The organism is Bradyrhizobium sp. CSA207, from assembly GCF_029051685.1.
In the GTDB taxonomy this organism is placed as follows: domain Bacteria; phylum Pseudomonadota; class Alphaproteobacteria; order Rhizobiales; family Xanthobacteraceae; genus Bradyrhizobium.
Genome location: NZ_JAACFT010000108.1, coordinates 1 through 1,139, shown reverse-complemented (window position 1 = coordinate 1,139; position 1,139 = coordinate 1). Strand labels below are relative to the sequence as shown.

Below are 1,139 nucleotides of genomic sequence, written 5' to 3'. Positions count from 1 at the left end.
GCAGGGCTATCGCATGTTCAGAAGCATGTCGACGAGGAAGCTGTCGTCCCAAGCGGCCCGTTTGAGCTTGCCCCGCAAAGAGGTTTTTGTGTCGGGATGAGCGCGAGCAATATTGAGGGCAAGTCGGCGCATAACGGCGAGGTTGGCAGGAGCATGGTCTTTTCGGCTTCGCGCCTGATCCTCGTCGAGAACGACGTCGAGCGTCCAGTGCAGGACGTTTTCGATGCCCCAATGTTCTCGAACGATGCGGAGCAGCTCTGCGGGCTTGTAGCACTGGGTCAAAAGGAAGTAGCGCTCTACGGTCTTGTCGCTTCCACGTTTGCTGGTGATCCGCGCGACGGCCTTGAGACCCGGAAAGTCGTGTTTTTCGGCCATCTCTTTGACGGAAGTAACGATCGCGGTTCGGGCTTCCTTGCGGCCGTGATCGGCGTCCTTGGTGGTGACTTGTTTGGCCTTCTTGCGCTCTGCCGCAGCGATCGCGGCCTTGGCATCGCGCAGCAATCCCGGCTGGTTGTTCTTCACCGCCAAGACGTAATCTCCGCCGCGCTCCACGATGGCTTTCGCCATCCCGCGATGACAATGCAGCGCATCCGCCGTGACGACGCAGCCCTTCAACTGAAGAAGCTCTACGAGTTGCAAAGCGCCGGCGGCTTCGTTGTTTCCAGGTGCCTGCACATTGGCAAGCGCCATACGGGTCGTTGCGCTCCACGCCGTCACCATCACCGGCGGCATGTGGCTGCGGCCGCTTTCGTAGGCTCTTCTCAGCGCCTTGCCGTCGATAGCGACCACGCCCTTGATCTTGGCCGTCGCGGCAAACGCCTTTGTAAAGCTCCGAAAGACCTTTTCGAGACTGTCTGGATCCAGGATTCGAAACACGCGGCTGAAGGTGTCGTGGCTCGGGATGCCGTGTTCCAGCACCAAAATCGTGCGCAACATCGCTTCCTTCGCCTGCCCAAACAGCGCAATGTCGCAACAGCTCGTGGCACCGCTCAGCGTGGCAAGCAGCGAAATGAACAGCATCTCTGTCAAATCGTGCTGTGCTTGGTTCTTCCGAGGATCGACCAACGACGAAAAGCATTCCGTGAAGCGCTCCAAAATAGTCCCCTCTCGAGTCAGGAGACACTGTCAGAATCAAATTT

The 1,139-nt window shown here is 58.5% G+C and carries 1 protein-coding gene; it reads right to left on the bottom strand.

The genetic code is table 11. The annotated features are described in order from the left end of the window. Window positions 1-6: 6 nt before the first annotated feature. Window positions 7-1,095 (bottom strand): ISAs1 family transposase, encoded by a 1,089-nt coding sequence (locus GWG65_RS40165; RefSeq protein WP_275200913.1) that lies wholly within the window; start codon window positions 1,093-1,095, stop codon window positions 7-9. Between the last annotated feature and the right edge of the window lie 44 nt (window positions 1,096-1,139).